Below are 14,672 nucleotides of genomic sequence, written 5' to 3'. Positions count from 1 at the left end.
ATGCGATGCGTTGTCCGCGGAAACCGGACGAACCACAGAACTCACTACCCAAGGAGACAACGCCTGCCTGTGATCGCTGCGCGCCACCCGCGTGCAGGTGTTCTCCGGCGGCGGTTCACACCACCATGTCGAACACCGTGCCCCCCGTCAGCCTCGACGATAAATACACCCTCAAGTCCGGCCGCGCCTGGATGACCGGCATCCAGGCCCTGGTGCGCCTGCCGATGATGCAGAAGATGCGTGACGAAGCCGCCGGACTCAACACGGCCGGCTTCGTCACCGGCTATCGCGGCTCGCCGCTCGGCAACGTCGACCAGGAGTTCTGGAAGGCGAAGAAGTATCTCGAGCCGATGCACATCCGCTTTCAGGCCGGGCTGAACGAAGACCTCGCCGCAACCTCGGTGTGGGGCACGCAACAGGTCAACCTGGACCCGAATGCGAAGTACGACGGCGTGTTCTCGATCTGGTACGGCAAGGGCCCGGGCGTCGACCGCACCGGCGACGTGTTCCGCCACGCCAACGCCGCAGGGACGTCGAAGCACGGCGGCGTGCTGGTGATCGCCGGCGACGACCACGCCGCAAAGTCCTCGACGCTGCCGCACCAGACCGAGCACGTGTTCAAGGCGCTGATGATGCCGGTGCTCGCGCCTGCCGGTATCCAGGAGTATCTGGAGTACGGCCTGCACGGCTTCGCGCTCTCGCGCTACTCGGGCTGCTGGGTGGCCTTCAAGGCGCTGACTGACACGGTGGAGACGTCCTCGTCGGTGGATATCGACCCCTTCAAGGTGCAGACGCTGATCCCGAGCGTGCAGGACTTCCCGCTGCCTGAGGATGGACTCAATCTCCGCTGGCCCGACCCACCGCTGGTGCAGGAGAAGCGCCTGCTGCACCACAAGCTCTATGCCGCGCTCGCATACTGCCGCCTGAACAATCTCAACCGCACCATCATCGACAGCCCAAATGCCAGGCTGGGCATCATCACCAGCGGCAAGAGTTACCTCGACGTGCGCCAGGCGCTGGACGACCTCGGCATCGACGAGGCGAAGGCGGCCGCTATCGGCCTGCGCCTGTACAAGGTCGGCATGGTGTGGCCGCTGGAAGCGGAAGGCGTGCGCAAGTTCGCCGAAGGGCTGGATGAGATTCTGGTGATCGAGGAGAAGCGCCAGTTCCTCGAGTACCAGCTCAAGGAGGAACTCTACAACTGGAAGGACGAGGTGCGCCCGCGTGTCATCGGCAAGTTCGACGAGAAGGGGGAGTGGAGCCTGCCGCACGCGGAGTGGCTGCTGCCCGCCGCGGGTGAGCTCACGCCCGCGATGATCGCCCGCGCCATCGCCGGCCGCATCGCCCGCTTCTACACCTCCGACCGCATCAAGGCGCGGCTCGCCTTCATCGAAGCCAAGGAGGACGCGCTTGCCAAGCCGCGGCTGTCCATCCAGCGCGTGCCGCACTACTGCTCGGGCTGTCCGCACAACACCTCGACAAAGGTGCCCGAGGGCTCACGCGCGATTGCCGGCATCGGCTGTCACTACATGGCGACCTGGCTGTCGCCCGAGCACACCCAGACCTTCTGCCAGATGGGTGGCGAGGGCGTGCCCTGGATCGGCCAGGCGCCCTTCACCGAGACGCCACACGTGTTCGCCAACCTCGGCGACGGCACCTACATGCACTCGGGCATCCTCGCCATCCGCGCGGCGGTGGCGGCGAAGGTGAACATCACCTACAAGATCCTCTACAACGACGCGGTGGCGATGACCGGCGGCCAGCCGCACGACGGCACGCTGTCGGTGCCGATCATCGCTCGCCAACTGCTCGCCGAGGGCGTGGGCACGGTGGTGGTGGTCAATGACGGCACGCCGCGCGCCTATGGTCCGGCCGACCTGCCGCACGGCGTCGGCGTGCGCCACCGCGACGAACTCGATGGCGTGCAGCGTGAACTGCGCACGGTGCCGGCGGTGACCGCAATCATCTACGACCAGACCTGCGCCGCCGAGAAGCGCCGCCGCCGCAAGCGCGGTACCTTCCCCGACCCGGCCAGGCGCGTGGTCATCAACGACCATGTGTGCGAAGGCTGCGGCGACTGCAGCGACAAGTCGAACTGCATGTCGGTAGGTGCGGTCGAGACCGAGTTCGGCCGCAAGCGCTTCATCGACCAGAGCTCGTGCAACAAGGACTATTCCTGCGTGAAGGGCTTCTGCCCGAGCTTCGTCACCATCGAGGGCGGCAAGCTGAGAAAGGGCAAAGCCAGCGGCGCGAGCGCACTCGGCGGCCGTCTTGCGGGCGAACTCCCCGAGCCGCAGCTGCCGTCCACCTCCGCGCCCTGGGGCATCCTCATCACCGGCGTTGGCGGCACCGGTGTGGTGACGATCGGCGCGCTGCTGGGCATGGCCGCCCACCTCGAAGGCAAGGGCATCTCGGTGCTCGACATGGCGGGTCTGGCGCAGAAGGGTGGCGCAGTGTGGTCGCATGTGCGCATCGCCGACCGCCAGGAATTGCTCCATGCCGCGCGCGTCGCCGCCGGCGAGGCCAACGCGGTGATCGGCTGCGACCTGGTGGTGGCGGCCAGCGACGAGTCGCTTGCCAAGATGCAGCACGGCCTGACCCGCGTCGTCATCAACCGCGACCAGACCAACACCAGCGAGTTCGTGCGCGGTTTCGCCGCCCAGGCGCGCAGCGGCAACGTCGGCGCCAACCCGGATCCGCAGTTCCCGGCGGCCTCGATGGAAGCGCAGATCGTCGATGCGGTCGGTGCGGACAAGGCCGAGTTCCTCGACGCCACCCGCATCGCCACCGACCTGCTCGGCGACTCGATCGCCACCAACCTGTTCATGCTCGGCTATGCCTGGCAGCGCGGTCTGGTGCCGTTGTCGCGGCAGGCGATCGAGCGTGCGATCGAGATCAACGGCGCCGCGGTCGAGGCCAACAAGGCCGCCTTCCTGTGGGGCCGGCGCGCGGCGTTGGATCTGAAGGCGGTGATTGAGGCGGCCAAGCCGCAGTTCGGCACGCCGGAACACCACAAGCTCTCGACCAGCGTCGACGAGGTGATCGCCCGCCGCAAGGCCCAGCTCACGGACTACCAGAACGCCGCCTACGCCAAGCGCTACGCGAAGCTGGTCGAGCGCGTGCGTGCCGCGGAAGCGAAGCTCGCGCCCGGCATCACCCTGCTGACCGAGGCGGTCGCGCGGGGCTACCACAAGCTGCTTGCCTACAAGGATGAGTACGAGGTCGCGCGCCTGTACACCGACACCGACTTCCTCAAGCGTGTCGAGGAGCAGTTCGAGGGCGACTACAAGCTCGTCTTCCACCTCGCCCCGCCCACCCTGGCCGACAAGGACCCGCAGACCGGCGAATTGAAGAAGAAGGCCTACGGCCCCTGGATGCTCAAAGCGATGGGAACGCTGGCGAAGTTCCGTCACCTGCGTGGCTCGATGCTCGACCCCTTCGCCCGCAGCCACGATCGTAGGCTCGACCGCGAGCTGATTGCCGACTACGAGCGCGTGGTTGAGGAGATCATCACGAACCTCGATCACAGCAACCACGAAGCGGCGATCGAGCTGGCTGCCATCCCCGACCAGATCCGTGGCTATGGCCACGTGCGCGAGCGCTACCTCGCCAGCGCCCGCAAGCGCCAGGCTGCCCTGCTCGAGGACTTCCGCCACCGCCGCCCGCCCAGCGCCCCGCTCGCAACCAAGGCGCGCAAGACCATCGCCATCATCCCCGGCTGAAGATCAATGGGGTCTGTCCCCTATTTCTTATTCCCCACGATCCGTCGATTCAGAACACCCCGTTTCACGCCCCGCCTGCCTGCCCCGGCCTGCCACGAGCAGCGCCGGGCGGGACGGCGCATACCCACGTTCCCACAAGGAAGGAGACACAGCATGGCCGTATTTTCCCTGAGCGACTTCGCCGACCACGAGCAGGTGGTCTTCGTCAGCGACGACAAGAGTGGACTGAAGGCGATCATCGCCGTCCACAATTCCAAGCTCGGCCCCGCGCTCGGCGGTTGCCGTATGTGGCCGTATGCCAGCGAGGACGAGGCGATCCGCGACGTGCTGCGCCTGTCGCGCGGCATGACCTACAAGTCGGCGATGGCCAATCTGAAGCTCGGTGGCGGCAAGTCGGTGATCATCGGCAACCCGCGCACGCAGAAGACACCCGAGCTCCTGGCCGCCTTCGCACGCGCGCTCGAGCAGCTGAACGGCCGCTACATCGCCGCCGAGGACTCCGGTACCAGCGTCGCCGACATGAAGTACATGACGCAATTCACCCAGCATGTGGCCGGCATCCACGACAAGCCCTCGGACGAGGGCACGCGCAGCGGTGACCCGTCGCCGGCCACCGCCTACGGCACCTTCATCGGCATCCAGGCTGCGGTGAAGGAGTGCCTCGGTCGCGACTCGCTCGAAGGCCTGCGCGTGGCGGTGCAGGGCGTAGGCAACGTCGGCTACGACCTCGCCCGCCAGTTGAAGGAAGCCGGCGCCCAGCTGTGGGTCACCGACATCCATCGCGAGCCGCTCGTGCAGGCCAGCCGCGAGCTTGGCGCCACGGTGGTCGCGCCGGAGGAGATCTTCAGCCTCGACGTCGATGTCTTTGCCCCCTGCGCGCTCGGTGCCATCCTCAACGACAGCACCATCCCGCAGCTGAAGGCGAAGATCGTCGCCGGCGCCGCCAACAACCAGCTCGCCGAAGCCCGCCACGGCCTCGAGCTGATGAAGCGCGGCATCCTGTATGCGCCCGACTATGTCATCAATGCCGGCGGCATCATCGACGTCTATCACGAGCGCATCGGCTTCGACCGCAGCGCGCTGCTCAAGCATATCGAGGGCATCCATGACAATCTGATGGAGGTCTTCGAGCGCGCGCGCAAGGAAGAGCGGCCAACCGGCGAGGTGGCGGACGCCATCGCCGAGGAGCGCTTCAAGCGCTGAGCGGGGCAGGGGCGCCGTGCATCGGGCGCCCCTGTGTCGACCGACTCTCGGTCCGCCGGACCTGCCGTGGACTCGGCGCTTGGCCCGGCGGCCGGCAGGATCAGCCGGAGGCGCTAATGCGAATGGCTTGCGCGTTCGTTCGCATCCTTCCTTGCCTTTCTGGTTCTGCTGCTTATAGTGAATCTAAAGTCCCGGTCGCCTTGGCCGGGTCGTCAAGGTGGCGAGCGGCGGGCGGCCGCACCCCAACACGGTCCCCGCGCCAGATCTCACACACGTACACAGGGAGCCCGCAGACCTTCATTTGCGCTTTTCCGGCGGCATCACACCCATAACGATAAGAGGGGGTCGGCAGTGAGACACCATTCATCCGGGTTGAGGCAAGCAAGGACGTATCTGAACCATCCCACGGCCGCAGCCACGCTGTTCGCGGCCAGTGTCCCGGCGGGCGCGCAGGAAGCCCGCTTCAACATGACGCGCGGCGCCACCGAGATCAGCCAGCAGGTCTTCGACCTGCACATGACGATCTTCTACATCTGCGTCGCCATCGCGCTGGTCGTGTTCAGCCTGATGTTCTGGTCCATCGTGCATCACCGCAAGTCGAAGGGGGCGGTGCCTGCGCAGTTCCACGGCAGCATGAAGATCGAGATCCTGTGGACCGCGATCCCGGTGCTGATCCTGGTTGCGATGGCGGTGCCGGCCACGCGCACGCTGGTCGCGATGGAGGATGTCTCGGCCTCCGAGCTCACCGTGCTGGTCACCGGCTCGCAGTGGAAGTGGCACTACAAGTACCTCGACTACCCGATCGAGTACTACTCGGTGCTCGCCACCCCACGCGCGCAGATCGCCAACGAGGCCGAGAAAGACCCCGACTACCTGATGGCGGTGGACAAGCCGCTGGTGCTGCCCACCGGCAAGAAGGTGCGCTTTCTGCTCACCGCCGACGACGTGATCCACTCGTGGTGGGTGCCGGACTTCGCGATCAAGAAGGACGCGGTGCCCGGTTTCATCAACGAGACCTGGACGCGGGTCGACAAGCCCGGGCTGTACTACGGCAAGTGCGCCGAGCTGTGCGGCCGCGACCACGGCTTCATGCCGGTGGCGGTCGATGTGAAGACCCCCGAGGACTTCGAGGCCTGGGCGGCGCAGCAGGTCGCGGCCGCCGAGCAGGCGAAGGCCGAGGCCGCGACCGCCGGCCCGATGGCGATGGACGAGCTGATGGCGCTCGGCCAGGAGGTCTACGACCGCGCCTGCGTGGCCTGTCACCAGCCCAACGGCGAGGGCCTGGCCGGCGTGTTTCCAGGCCTGAAGGGCAGCGCGATCGCTACCGGCGACCCCGCCGCGCACATCCACATCGTGCTGTTCGGCAAGGCTGGCACCGCGATGCAGGCCTTCGGCAAGCAGCTGAGCGCCAAGGAACTCGCCACCGTCATCACCTACGAGCGCAACGCCTGGGGCAACGCCAAGGGCGACATGGTGCAGCCAGCCGATGTTGCGGCCGCGATCGAGAAGGGGGAGTAAGCGATGAGCACCCAGATCACAGGCACCCTGGACGCGCACGGCGCTGCAGGTCACGCGCATGACCACGACCACAAGCCGCGCGGTCTCGCGCGCTGGCTGTTCAGCACCAACCACAAGGACATCGGCACGCTCTACCTGCTGTTTTCGCTGACCATGCTGTTCATCGGCGGCAGCCTGGCGATGGTGATCCGCGCCGAGCTGTTCCAGCCCGGGCTGCAGTTCGTCGATCCGCACTTCTTCAACCAGATGACCACGGTGCACGGCCTGGTGATGGTGTTCGGCGCGGTGATGCCGGCCTTCGTCGGCCTGGCCAACTGGATGATTCCGCTGATGATCGGCGCGCCCGACATGGCGCTGCCGCGGGTGAATAACTGGAGCTTCTGGATCCTGCCGTGCGCGTTCACGATCCTGCTTTCCACGCTGTTCATGGAGGGCGGCGCGCCGGCGGCGGGGTGGACCTTCTACGCGCCGCTGTCGACGACCTACAGCGGCGACTCCACCGCCTTCTTCGTGCTCGCGGTGCACCTGATGGGCGTGTCCTCGATCATGGGCGCGATCAACGTCATCGTCACCATCTGGAACATGCGCGCGCCCGGCATGACCTGGATGAAGCTGCCGCTCTTCGTGTGGACCTGGCTCATCACCGCCTTCCTGCTCATCGCGGTGATGCCGGTGCTCGCCGGCGTGGTCACCATGGTGCTCACCGACAAGTACTTCGGCACCAGCTTCTTCGACGCCGCGGGCGGTGGCGACCCGGTGATGTTCCAGCACATCTTCTGGTTCTTCGGCCACCCGGAGGTGTACATCATGATCCTCCCGGCCTTCGGCATCGTCTCCAGCATCATCCCCACCTTCGCCCGCAAGCCGCTGTTCGGTTACGAGTCGATGGTGGTGGCCACCGCCAGCATCGCCTTCCTGTCCTTCATCGTCTGGGGCCACCACATGTTCACCACCGGCATGCCGGTGGTCGCCGAACTGTTCTTCATGTACGCCACCATGCTGATCGCCGTGCCCACCGGGGTGAAGGTGTTCAACTGGGTGGCGACGATGTGGCGCGGCTCGATGAGCTTCGAGGTGCCGATGATGTTCTCGCTCGCCTTCATCGTGCTGTTCACGATCGGCGGCTTCTCCGGCCTGATGCTGGCCATCATCCCGGCCGACTTCCAGTACCAGGATACCTACTTCGTCGTCGCCCACTTCCACTACGTGCTGGTGACCGGCGCGGTGTTCGGCATCATCGCCGCGGTGTACTACTGGATTCCGAAGTGGACCGGCGTGATGTACAACGAGCGCCTCGCCCAGGTTCATTTCTGGTGCTCGCTGATCTCGGTGAACATGCTGTTCTTCCCGATGCACTTCGTCGGCCTGGCCGGTATGCCGCGCCGTATCCCCGACTACGCGCTGCAATTCGCCGACCTCAATGCCTTCATGAGCATCGGCGGCTTCCTCTTCGGCCTGTCGCAGCTGCTGTTCGTGTGGGGCGTGGTGCGCTGCATGCGCGGCATCGGCGACAAGGCCACCGACCAGGTGTGGGAAGGCGCGCAGGGGCTGGAGTGGGAAGTGCCGTCGCCCGCGCCGTACCACACCTTCGACACCCCGCCGGTCGTGAAGTAAGCGACGGCGGCGCAGGGAGGACGTGCAATGTCTGCCCACCGTAGCCTGATCAGCAAGCTGCTGTTTGCCTGCGTGGCGATGTTCGCCTTCGGCTTTGCACTCGTGCCGCTGTACGACGTGTTCTGCGACATCACCGGCATCAACGGCAAGACCGACAAGGTTGCCGCCGCGGCCCCGGACCGCATCGACCGCGGGCGCGAGATCACGGTCGAGTTCCTCGCCACCCATGATCCGACCGTGGCGGTGGACTTCGCGCCGCAGACCGCGCGCATCCAGCTCAATCCAGGCGACCTGCAGGTGGTCGAGTTCATGGTTGAGAACCGCAGCGACCAGCCGATCGTGACCACCGCAGTGCCCTCGGTGGCACCCGGCGAGGCGGCCCGCCACTTCATGAAGATCGAATGTTTCTGCTTCCAGGAGCAGCCGCTGGCGCCGGGCGAGCGCAAGTCCATGCCGGTGCAGTTCTACGTCGATCCGGCGCTACCTGCGCGCTTCAAGACAATGACTTTGTCTTACCGCCTGTATCGCAGTGTGGGCCAGACCGCGAGTCGCTGAAGTCATGCGGCCCGGGCGCAGGCTGCGCTCGGGCCCGCAGCAAGGGAGGGGCAACATGACCACGACCACGCATGAGAAGTACTACGTGCCGCACGACAGCGCCTGGCCGATCGTCGGCGCGCTCGCGCTGCTGCTGATCGGCTATGGCGGCGCGACCTGGATCAGCCAGCTCGACCAGCCCGATGCGCACACCGGTCCCTGGGTGTTCGCTGGCGGCATCAGTCTGCTGGTGGTGACGCTGTTCGGCTGGTTCGGCAAGGTCATCGACGAGTCCCAGCGGGGCCTCTACAGCGCGCAGCTCGACCGCTCGTTCCGCCAGTGCATGAGCTGGTTCATCTTCTCCGAGGTAATGTTCTTCCTCGCCTTCTTCGGTGCGCTGTTCTATGCGCGCATGGTGTCGGTGCCCTGGCTCGACGGGGCCAGCAACAACGCCATGACCGCCGAGATCCTGTGGCCCGACTTCGAGGCCGCCTGGCCGCTGTTGAAGACCCCCGGCGGCACCGAGACCCAGGCCATGCCGTGGTCGGGCCTGCCGCTGTGGAACACGCTGATCCTGCTCGCCTCGTCGGTGACGCTGCAGGTGGCGCACGTGGCGATCGAGCAGGGCAATCGGCTGCGGCTCAAGCTCTTCCTCGCGATCACCGTGCTGCTCGGGGTGAGCTTCCTGTTCCTGCAGGGCTACGAGTACATGCACGCCTACGACGACCTGGGCCTGCGCCTGGACTCCGGCGTCTACGGCAACACCTTTTATCTGCTCACCGGCTTCCACGGCCTGCACGTCACCATCGGCGCGCTGATCCTGCTGGTGATGCTGCTGCGCATCGTGATCAAGGACCACTTCACCGCCGAGCACCACTTCGGCTTTCAGGCCGCGGCCTGGTACTGGCACTTCGTGGATGTGGTGTGGCTGAACCTGTTTATCTTCGTCTATGTGCTGTGAGGCCGGAGCGATGCGGGCAGGCGATCGAGATGGGCGGGTTCAGTACGGTCGGGCGTTGGGCGTGATCACCCCGGTGGCGAGCAGCGCCAGCAGAAGCGCCATCACCGCGACCGAGAACGCGAGGCGGCGGCCGAGGTGTTTCGACATCCGGGTGCTGCTGTCGCCGCCCTTCAGCATCACGAGCAGCGCCTGGAAAAGGCTCACGACGACCAGGGCGAGCAGCACCACGATCACGAGCTTGATGGCGAGCGAGCTGGTCATGAAGATTCTCCGGCGGGTGGCGAGGTATGGCGATGAAGGTTAGCGCGTTCGGCCACTGCTGGGTGCTGCGCTGGCCGTGGGTGCTCGCGGTGCTGGCGGTCGCCGCGGTGCCCGCGGGGCTATCAGTGTGGCAGTGGCAGCGCGGCGAGGACAAGCTGGCGACGCTGGCCCGCATCGCGCAGTGGGAGCGCGAGGGCGCGGTGGGCTTGGCGCGGCTGGCGGAACTGCATGCGCCTGTGGGACGCGAGGCGGCCGGTGTGGCCACCGCGCGCACCACCCCAGCGCAGAGCGGCGATTCGACCCGCACGCTGGTCGAAGGCCGGGCGGCGCCGGGCGTGCCGGTCACGCTCGATGGCATGCAGCTCGACTTCGAAGCGCGCTGGATCGCGCCGATGGTCTGGCTGGTCGATAACCGCATCGTCGACCGCCAGCCGGGCTACGACGTGGTGATCGCGGTGGAAGACGTCGCCGATGCGCGCGCCGCGGGCAGCAGCGGCGCGGCGCCGCGTGCGGCGCTGGTCAATCTGGGCTGGATCGCGGCCGAGCGCGGGCGTGATGCGCTGCCGGTGCCGGCGATCCCGTCGCAGCTGCGCGTGCAGGGCGTCTTCCGCACCGACGTCACCGGCCTCTTGCTCGGTGCCAACGTCGAGGACCACGGGCGCTGGCCGATGCGCATCCAGCAGGCTGGTCCGGCGCAACTCGCGGGCTGGCTGGCGGTGCCGCTGGCGCCCGGGCTGATCTACCAGCAGCAGGGCTCGCCCTTCCACGTCCATTACCGGCCGGTGGTGCTGCCACCCGAGCGCCACCGCGGCTACGCGCTGCAGTGGGGCCTGATCGCGCTGGCGGTGATCGGCGTCGCGCTCGCCGCCAGCGCGCGCCGGTTGCCCGCCGCCTCTCGGGAGATCGCTCATGAGCAGCCGTAAGTTTCTCAGCCTGTTCCTGCTCTGCGCCTTGGTGCCGCTGGCGGCGGCATGGGCGAGTTTGCGCTTTGGTTGGTTTGCCGCAGCACCAACGGTCAACCACGGCGAGTGGCTGACGCAGGAGCTGCGCCTGCTGCCCCCGCCCGCGCAGGGTGGCGGGCAATGGCATCTGGTCTATGTGCCGGCGGGGGAGGGCGAGTTGACTTGTCTTGACGGGCAGGATGCGTCGGCCAGGACGGATGGCGACCGTGCAACGACGACCCGGGCAGTCGCCCCGGCCACGCGCTGCGAGCAGGCGCTGTTGATCCTGCAGCAACTCCACGCCGGGCTCGGACGCAAGCAGGCTCGGGTGCAGGCGCTGGTGCTGGCGGCGGAGGACCCAGCGGCACGGGCACGTTATCCACATATCGCATGGCAGGCTGCGCAGATCAGCGACACCGCGCTCCTCGGGCGTATCGTGCTGGTCGATCCGCGCGGCCTGGCGCTGCTGCGCTATGCGGTTGAGCCGGGGGCTGCGCAGGCGCAGCGCGTGGCGGGCGAAATCCGCAGCGACCTGCTGAGGCTGATGAACTACGACCGCAGCGGGGTATGAGGAGGTGGCGATGAAACGTGCGCGCTGGCTGGTGACTGCGACCTTGGTGCTCGCGCTCGCGGTGATCGCGCTCGGCGCCTACACCCGGCTCACCGATGCCGGGCTCGGCTGTCCGGACTGGCCCGGCTGCTACGGCCGGCTCACGCCCCCGGTGCACGACACGCACATCGCCGCGGCGCAGGCGCGCTTTCCCGACGCCCGGGTCGACCCCTTCAAGGCGCGCAACGAGATGGTGCACCGCTACCTTGCCGGCCTGCTCGGGTTGTGCGTGCTGGCGATCTTCGTCGTCTCGCGCCGCCTGCCGCGCGGGCGCGGGTTGGCCGCGGCGCTGCTGGGGCTAGTGGTGTTCCAGGCTGCGCTCGGTATGTGGACGGTGACCATGAACCTGATGCCGGTGGTGGTGGTGGCGCACCTCTGCGGCGGTTTCGCGCTGCTGTCGTTGTTGGCGCTGCTGCGCTTCGAACTCGGCCGCGATGTCGGCGCGACGCTGCCGCGACCCGCGCCGGAATCGGCAGCAGGCGGCCCCTGGGGCGCCCGCCTGCTGCCGCTCGCCTGGCTGGCCTTTGTCGTGTTGCTGGCGCAGATCGTGCTCGGAGGCTGGACCTCGGCCAACTACGCGGCCGCGGTGTGTTACCAGTTGCCCTTCTGCGAGAGCGGCTGGAGCGCCCAGTTCTCGCTGCGCGCTGCCTTCAGCCTGCCGCTCGGTCACGAGACCTATGAATTCGGCGTGCTGCCCTACGAGGCGCGCATGAGCATCCACGTCTTGCACCGCATGGGCGCGCTGGTCGCCACCGGCGTGGTCGGCAGCCTGGTGCTGCTGTGCTGGCGCCACGCGGCAGACGCGCGATTGCGCCAGTTGGCGGCCGGTGTCGGGGGGCTGCTCGCGCTGCAGGTGACGCTCGGTCTGATCAACGTCATTGGCCAGGTACCACTCCTGAACGCAGTCGCGCACAACCTCACCGCCGCCTGCCTGCTTGCCACCCTGGTGCTGCTGACCCGGCATTTGCACGTGCAGGCGGGGCGGAACGCAGCTTCCTGCAGGCAGTCGCCGGTCAGGCGCTCGTGTGCGATGGTGGTTGAAAGCCCGGCGAAGGCCCGGTAGGCGATGTCAAGCGGCGCCAAGTAAAGCGCGCGGCGCCATGCCGCGAACCGGGCCCGGTAGTGAGATGAAGGGGAGACGAACATGGACGGCTACAAGCGTATTCCGACGGTGGCGGCCAGCCTGGGTGAGGCGCTCGTGCTCGGTCGCGCCTTCTGGCAGCTCACCAAGCCGCGGGTGGTGGCGCTGCTGGTGCTGACCGCCTGGGTGGGCATGATGCTCTCCAGCGAGGACCTGCCCGATCCCGCGTTGATGGCGGTGGCGAGCCTGGGCATCGCGATGGTGTCGGGTGCGGCGGCCGCCTTCAATCACGTGCTCGACCAAAAGATCGATGCCCGCATGGCCCGTACGCGGATGCGACCGCTTCCCTCCGGTCGGCTCAGCAACGCGCAGGCGGTGAGCTTCGCCTTCGCACTTTCCGCGGCGGGATTTACGCTGCTGCTGGTCACGGTCAACGCGCTCACCGCATGGCTGACGTTGGCCGGCCTGTTCGGCTACGCGGTGATCTACACCGTGTTCCTCAAGCGCGCCACGCCGCAGAACATCGTCATCGGCGGGGTGGCGGGGGCGCTGCCGCCTGTGCTGGGGTGGACGGCGATCGCCGGCAGCGTCGGTGCCGAGGCCCTGTTGCTGATGATGATCATCTTCACATGGACCCCGCCGCACTTCTGGGCGCTTGCCATCCACCGGGTCGAGGATTACCGCCGCGCCGGTCTGCCGATGCTGCCGGTCACCCACGGCATCGAATTCACCCGCACCCTGGTGCTGCTGTACACCGTGCTCCTGCTGGCGGTGTGCCTGCTGCCGTATCTGGTGGGGATGAGCGGGTTGCTCTACCTCGCCGGCGGCCTGGCGCTGAACCTGCAGTTCCTGCGCCACGCCTGGCGGCTCAAGTTCGCCCCGCGTGCCGACACCGCGATCCGCACCTTCCGCTTCTCGATCACCCACCTGATGCTGCTGTTCCTCGTGCTGCTGGTGGATCACTATCTGTGATCGAGGGCCGCGCTCTTTGGCGAGCAACTTCGGGATCGCCGCCCAATAGTGCTCCAGCTCGCAGTCGCCGACGCCGCTGATGCCGGACAGCTTCGCCTGTGTCTGCGGGCGGGTCTTCGGTCAGGCGGGGTACGGTGCGGCGCCCGCCGGCAGGCTGTGGGCGGCGGATAGGGGCAATGGGGTTCGGTTCGATCGCGCCCAGGGCGCCTTGCGAGGGCGTCTGCTCGTTTCCGACATTCTGTCGGCTCTTCGGAGTGCAGCCGGGGGCTTCTGCGTGTGGAGCAGCGTTCGGTGCTGTCGGAAGAATTTACACATCAAATCTGGGATGGAGCGTGCGTTTTCGTAACTCCATGAAATATAACTGTAAATTATTTTTGGCATCATTCCTGCTTGTATTGTCCGTGCCGTCGTTTTTCGGATACTTTGCGGAGAAGCCAACATGAAGCTACGTAAATGCTTTGCCGGGGTGGTCATTGCCCTCGGCGTGGGAGTGGGGCCGGCGCAGGCAGCTTTGATCGACCTGGGTTTTGCGCTGGATCGTTCCGGCAGCGTCGGAGGGACGAACTGGAGCACAGTCGTCAATGGGCTGGCCAACGCGCTGTCCTTGATCCCGACTTCGGGGACCAACCAGTACCGCATCGCAGTTTCCTCCTTTGCGAGCACGGCGACGCTGGATCTGGCGCCGACGATCGTCACCTCCGGGAATCTGGTGTCCCTGCAAGACATCATTCGCGGCCTCGCCTACACGGGCGGAGGCACCAACATCTCGACCGCGACCACGGCGCTTACGACAGCCTACACGGGCTTGGGGTTCGGAGACTTGAGTCTTCTGAACATCAGTACCGATGGTTCGAGCTCCGGGCCTGCAGCGTTGGATCTGCGAAACTCACTCGTCGCCGCCGGTTGGGATAGCATCAGCGCCGAGGCGATCGGCTCGTTCAATCTGACCTACCTTCAAGCCCTCGTGTCGCCGAATCCTGGTGTCACGACCAGCGACCCGAGCGCCCTGCCGAATCCGCTGCAGCAGGGTTTCGTGCTGACGGTGAACAGTTTTGAGGGTTACGAAGGGGCGCTGGCCGCCAAGGTCCGCCGTGTGGTGGATGATACGGGTGGCGGCACGGTGCCTGAGCCCACCAGCCTCGCCTTGCTTGGTCTTGGCATGTTCGGCCTGGCCGCCATGCGCCGTCGTCGCGACGAAGGTATGCTGCAGACTGCCGCCTGAGGCACTTCGGAAACTTCGATGTGAATCAAGAGG

Annotated in this window: 12 protein-coding genes; 11 read left to right on the top strand and 1 reads right to left on the bottom strand. The window is 66.8% G+C overall.

Translation table 11 applies throughout. The features are described from left to right. Positions 1-125: 125 nt before the first annotated feature. The 6 genes from ACPT9U_RS07820 (at position 126) to ACPT9U_RS07795 (ending at position 9,552) form a co-directional block, all read left to right on the top strand. Positions 126-3,722: an indolepyruvate ferredoxin oxidoreductase family protein gene (locus tag ACPT9U_RS07820; RefSeq protein WP_435750486.1), complete on the top strand. Its 3,597-nt coding sequence runs from the start codon at positions 126-128 to the stop codon at positions 3,720-3,722. 153 nt (positions 3,723-3,875) lie between these two features. After that, positions 3,876-4,925, top strand: coding sequence for a Glu/Leu/Phe/Val dehydrogenase dimerization domain-containing protein (locus ACPT9U_RS07815; protein WP_435750485.1), 1,050 nt, complete (start codon positions 3,876-3,878; stop codon positions 4,923-4,925). A gap of 351 nt (positions 4,926-5,276) precedes the next feature. After that, positions 5,277-6,443, top strand: a complete 1,167-nt coding sequence (coxB, locus tag ACPT9U_RS07810; RefSeq protein WP_435750484.1) for a cytochrome c oxidase subunit II — start codon at positions 5,277-5,279, stop codon at positions 6,441-6,443. Positions 6,444-6,446: 3 nt separating this feature from the next. After that, positions 6,447-8,057, top strand: a complete 1,611-nt coding sequence (gene ctaD, locus ACPT9U_RS07805) for a cytochrome c oxidase subunit I (protein ID WP_435750483.1) — start codon at positions 6,447-6,449, stop codon at positions 8,055-8,057. Between the two features lie 27 nt (positions 8,058-8,084). Beyond that, on the top strand, positions 8,085-8,612 hold the full coding sequence (locus ACPT9U_RS07800) for a cytochrome c oxidase assembly protein (RefSeq protein WP_435750482.1): 528 nt from the start codon (positions 8,085-8,087) through the stop codon (positions 8,610-8,612). 55 nt (positions 8,613-8,667) lie between these two features. Further along, on the top strand, positions 8,668-9,552 hold the full coding sequence (locus ACPT9U_RS07795; protein ID WP_435750481.1) for a cytochrome c oxidase subunit 3: 885 nt from the start codon (positions 8,668-8,670) through the stop codon (positions 9,550-9,552). A gap of 39 nt (positions 9,553-9,591) precedes the next feature. Here the strand turns inward: ACPT9U_RS07795 and ACPT9U_RS07790 are convergent, their stop codons facing one another. After that, complete coding sequence (locus tag ACPT9U_RS07790) at positions 9,592-9,813, bottom strand: DUF2909 domain-containing protein (protein ID WP_435750480.1); 222 nt, start codon at positions 9,811-9,813, stop codon at positions 9,592-9,594. Positions 9,814-9,839: 26 nt separating this feature from the next. Here ACPT9U_RS07790 and ACPT9U_RS07785 point away from each other — a divergent pair, with 26 nt between their 5' ends. The 5 genes from ACPT9U_RS07785 to ACPT9U_RS07765 all read left to right on the top strand — a co-directional run bounded on the left by ACPT9U_RS07785 (position 9,840) and on the right by ACPT9U_RS07765 (position 14,639). Further along, on the top strand, positions 9,840-10,736 hold the full coding sequence (locus tag ACPT9U_RS07785; protein ID WP_435750479.1) for an SURF1 family protein: 897 nt from the start codon (positions 9,840-9,842) through the stop codon (positions 10,734-10,736). Further along, entirely contained in the window at positions 10,723-11,325 is a 603-nt protein-coding gene (locus tag ACPT9U_RS07780; RefSeq protein WP_435750478.1) for a hypothetical protein, read from the top strand. The genes ACPT9U_RS07785 and ACPT9U_RS07780 overlap by 14 nt, the downstream gene beginning before the upstream one ends. Before the next feature lie 10 nt (positions 11,326-11,335). After that, positions 11,336-12,427: a COX15/CtaA family protein gene (locus ACPT9U_RS07775; RefSeq protein WP_435750477.1), complete on the top strand. Its 1,092-nt coding sequence runs from the start codon at positions 11,336-11,338 to the stop codon at positions 12,425-12,427. Positions 12,428-12,508: 81 nt separating this feature from the next. Further along, entirely contained in the window at positions 12,509-13,417 is a 909-nt protein-coding gene (cyoE, locus tag ACPT9U_RS07770; RefSeq protein WP_435750476.1) for a heme o synthase, read from the top strand. A 439-nt stretch (positions 13,418-13,856) separates the two neighbouring features. Continuing rightward, positions 13,857-14,639 (top strand): VWA domain-containing protein, encoded by a 783-nt coding sequence (locus tag ACPT9U_RS07765; protein WP_418365134.1) that lies wholly within the window; start codon positions 13,857-13,859, stop codon positions 14,637-14,639. The last annotated feature ends 33 nt before the right edge of the window (positions 14,640-14,672 follow it).

The organism is Thauera sp. AutoDN2, assembly GCF_051280715.1.
Lineage (GTDB): Bacteria > Pseudomonadota > Gammaproteobacteria > Burkholderiales > Rhodocyclaceae > Thauera.
This window is presented reverse-complemented; position numbering and strand designations above follow the sequence as displayed.